Source organism: Halothiobacillus sp. (assembly GCF_028710545.1).
Taxonomy (GTDB): Bacteria; Pseudomonadota; Gammaproteobacteria; order Halothiobacillales; family Halothiobacillaceae; genus Halothiobacillus.
Genome location: NZ_JAQTTX010000097.1, coordinates 1 through 4,094 on the forward strand (window position 1 = coordinate 1; position 4,094 = coordinate 4,094).

General features: G+C 55.2%; 3 protein-coding genes. 2 read left to right on the top strand and 1 reads right to left on the bottom strand.

Annotation, left to right across the window (positions count from 1 at the left end; translation table 11 throughout):
- Positions 1–262: 262 nt before the first annotated feature.
- Positions 263–1,285 carry a zinc-binding alcohol dehydrogenase family protein gene (locus PHD44_RS12350; RefSeq protein WP_300192162.1) on the top strand — a complete coding sequence of 341 codons (1,023 nt, stop codon included), beginning with the start codon at positions 263–265 and terminating at the stop codon, positions 1,283–1,285.
- Positions 1,286–1,337: 52 nt separating this feature from the next.
- Positions 1,338–2,252: a patatin-like phospholipase family protein gene (locus PHD44_RS12355; RefSeq protein ID WP_300192164.1), complete on the top strand. Its 915-nt coding sequence runs from the start codon at positions 1,338–1,340 to the stop codon at positions 2,250–2,252.
- Positions 2,253–2,420: 168 nt separating this feature from the next.
- On the opposite strand, the gene cfa is transcribed toward PHD44_RS12355, so the two are convergent.
- The gene (cfa, locus tag PHD44_RS12360) at positions 2,421–3,593 is read right to left on the bottom strand and encodes a cyclopropane fatty acyl phospholipid synthase (RefSeq protein ID WP_300192166.1); all 1,173 of its coding nucleotides are present in this window, start codon (positions 3,591–3,593) and stop codon (positions 2,421–2,423) included.
- Positions 3,594–4,094 lie beyond the last annotated feature (501 nt).

A 4,094-nucleotide genomic window follows, 5' to 3' on the forward strand; every position in this document is an offset into this window, starting at 1 on the left:
TGGTCGGCAAATAGGTCGGTCTTAATGGCGCTGCGTCGTTTCATTGGAAGCAAAAGAGATGGTGGTCAGATGAATCGAATTTTACCGGATGCTGTGGGGAATGGATGGGGTTTTTCGAGGTGCCCAAAAGCGAGTTTTTCGCCCCTGACATCGTTGCTGAAAACGTCCGGTTTCATCACTCGTTGTCATTAGTCGGCAACCAACAATCCGATAGTCATCGACTAGAATTGCATTCGTCTTGCCACACCACCGGGAGCCCATGATGAAAGCAGTTGGTTATCGCGAATCTCTACCGATTACGGATGAAAGCGCGCTCATTGATTTCGAACTACCCGATCCTCAGCCCGGCGGGCGGGATCTTCTGGTGGCCGTGAAGGCCGTCTCGGTCAATCCGGTGGATACCAAGGTGCGGCGCAATACGCCGCCTGCCGAAGGTGAAACCAAGGTGTTGGGTTGGGATGCCAGCGGTGTGGTTCAGGCCGTCGGGCCGGAGGTAACCCTGTTCAAACCGGGTGATGAGGTGTGGTACGCCGGATCGATCGCCCGCCCCGGCACCAATGCTGAATTGCATCTGGTGGATGAGCGCATCGTGGGCTATAAACCCAAGTCGCTGAGCCACGCCGAAGCCGCCGCCCTGCCCCTGACGAGCATTACCGCATGGGAGATGCTGTTCGATCGTTTGGGTGTACTGCCCGGCAAATCGCCGACGAATCAATCATTGTTGATCATCGGTGCGGCCGGTGGCGTGGGTTCGATCCTGGTTCAACTGGCGCGACGCCTCACCGGCCTGACGGTGATCGGCACGGCATCACGCCCGGAAACCACCGAATGGGTGCGCTCGCTCGGCGCGCACCATGTGATCGATCACAGCAAGCCGCTGGCCGAAGAGCTGCGCAAGGCGGGTTTGTCGAACGTGACGCACGTCGCCAGCCTGACCCAGACAGGCCAACACTTCGCCGACATCGTGGAAGCCTTGGCGCCGCAAGGCAAACTGGCTTTGATCGACGATCCGGACCCCGCCGAAATCAACGTCCTGCTGCTCAAACGCAAGAGCATTTCGCTGCACTGGGAGCTGATGTTCACCCGTGCGCTGTTCAACACGCCGGACATCCTGGCGCAGCATCGACTGTTGTGCGAAGTCGGCGATCTGGTCGATGCCGGGCTCATCCGAACTACGGCCAACCAGAACCTCGGCCCGATCAACGCGGGTAATCTCAAACGGGCGCACGCCCTGATCGAAAGCGGCACGACGCGTGGAAAGATTGTTCTGGAAGGCTTCGACTGATCCGGTAAAAATCCAGGAAAAAAATCAGGGAAAATCAACGAGGAAAAACAGAATGAACATCGGTTTGGCGCTGGGTAGCGGCTCCGCACGGGGCTGGGCGCATATCGGGGTGATCCACGAACTCGCCGCCATGGGCATCGAACCGCGGATCATCTGCGGGTCATCGATCGGCGCGCTGGTTGGGGCTGCCTATGTTTCCGGCAATCTCGATAAACTCGAACAGTGGGTCTGTTCACTGACCAAACTGGAAACGGTGCGGTTCTTCAATATCAACATGTCGCGTAACGGTCTCGTGAACCGGGATAGATTGCACGAATTCCTGAACCGATACGTCACCGACGACGACAAACTGATCGAAGCGATTGACGGCCAACGCTATGCGGCCGTTGCGACAGATCTGGCGACCGGCAAGGAAATCTGGCTCAGCCAGGGCGCCCTGATCGAAGCGGTCTGGGCTTCCATTTCCCTGCCGGGACTGTTTCCGGCTATTCGGAATAATGACCGCTGGCTGATTGATGGCGGCGTGGTCAATCCGGTACCGGTTTCGGTCTGTCGTGCCTTGGGGGCGGATATGGTGATTGCCGTAAACCTCAACAATGGCATTGTCAGCAAGCATTCACACAAGGAGAAACCGCCCAAGGAGCCGACTCCTGCCGCCAGAGATGGCTTCGTCGAAAAGTTTGCCGATGTGGTTCGCGAATACGCGACGGCCGTATTCCCCCAGAGCAAACCTGCCGAGGAGCAGCCGCCCAGCCTGTTCGAGGCCATCGCCGGTGCTGTCAACATTACACAGGATCGGATTACCCGCAGCCGATTGGCGGGCGACCCTCCCGACGTTTACCTTTCGCCGCGTGTCGCGCAGATCGGTCTTCTGGAATTTTACCGTGCAGCCGAATCCATCGAGGAGGGCAGGCGCTGTGTTCAGCGTATGGCTTCGGAAATCAGGCACTTGATGGATCAGGGCTGAAGAATCGATCCAAAAGGCACGTCGCGAAGGGGGTGCGCCCATCAGTGCGCGCTGCCCTACTTCCCGAGAGGAACCTGAGAAAGGTCATTCACAGGCACTTGAGGAAACCCAGGTGTGCCTGGGCATACTGACGGAGCGCGAATATGAAGTCGTGCTGTTGGTTACAGATCATCGAACCGAACGGTAAGGCGTCGACCGTTGGCGATGCGCCAACACGATCTGCCAGAGCTGCCCCTGCCCAGAGCGGAAGAATCCGGCGCTTTGCAGCAGATAGTATCGCCACATGCGATAGAAACGCTGACCGTATTTGGCCGAAAGTTCAGGCCATGCACGATCGAAGTTCGCCCACCAGGCCATCAGGGTACGGTCATAATCCCGACCGAAGTTATGCCAGTCTTCAATGACGAAACGGTGCTCGATCGACGAAGTAATTTCTCTGGCTGATGGCAACTTCCCATTCGGGAAAATGTACTTGTCTATCCAAGGGTCCGTTTTGGGTGTACTGAAGGGCGCACCGATTGTATGCAGCAGGAACAAGCCATCTTTTTTGAGCACCCGCTTGGCAATATCGAAATAGGTTCGATAATTTTTCGGCCCCACGTGCTCAAACATCCCGACCGACGCGAGCTTGTCGTATTGCCCGTCCACGTCCCGGTAATCCATCAACTTGAATGTGACAGGCAAGCCCTCGCAGCGTGCTTCTGCCAACTGCATCTGCTCTTTCGACACCGTAATGCCCACCACTTCAACACCGTAATGTTTGGCGGCGAAATGGGCCAGGCTGCCCCACCCACTGCCGATCTCCAACATACGCTCACCCGGCTTGAGCTCCAGCTTGCGGCATATCAGATCAAGCTTGTCGGATTGGGCCTGTGTCAGATCGGTCGCATCTTTCCAATATCCGCAGGAATAACTCATGGACGGATCGAGCATGCGCTCGAAGACATCATTACCGGTATCGTAATGTTGTTCACCCACTTGAAAAGCCCGCCGACGGGATTGCAGGTTGAACAGACGATGTCGAAGAATCTCACCCATAAGCCGTAAACGACGCCATTTGTCGATTTTTTGGTCGATCTCGGCATTGAGTAACCGGTAGAACAGAACGTCCAACTGGTCACAATCCCAAAGACCATCCATATAACTCTCGCCAAACCCGAGTGAGCCATCCAAAAGGATCCGGTCATAGACTCGCTCGTCATGCACCTGAATATCCCAGGGCGCGCTGCCGTTGAATTTAATCCCCGCCTCGACGGCAAGAGCGCTCAAGGTGGCCGGTGGATTGGGATGATTGTTACGATCGGTCTGTTGCGAGGTATCTGCATCCGCAGTTTGTGACATAGGTAAATCCTCCGCATTTGGGCTGCGCCAGTTGGTCACAATTGAACCAACAGAAGAATAATGTGTTTCACCTTTCGGTTCCGGTCAGCACTACCAAAATACTCTTCCGACCTTCAACTGAAAACGGCAAGTGCATGACTGACCTAACCAATACTGATCCATATGTATACATAGCCTGCCTCAATATTGCAAATGCACACAAATCAGAAACAAAGTGGAGCCGCCCATAACCTCACACGGTCGCTTAATGATTTAAGTCATTGAATACTGGGCTCGGGCCGGTCACAAGCCCATAAAACCATAGATAGATTCGTGCAGATTCCTTAGGGAACCTCTGATTGAATCGAAAATACTGGGCGGCTGACGTTCAACGCGATTTTTTTCGCTTGATGAGCCGGTTTTGGCTGAAAATCTCCCTGAATTTCAGCATTTCGACGGTTTTTGGGCAGATTTTCCCTGTGTTCATGCCGCCAGTCTCCCGCGCAGCAAGTAAAGATTCGC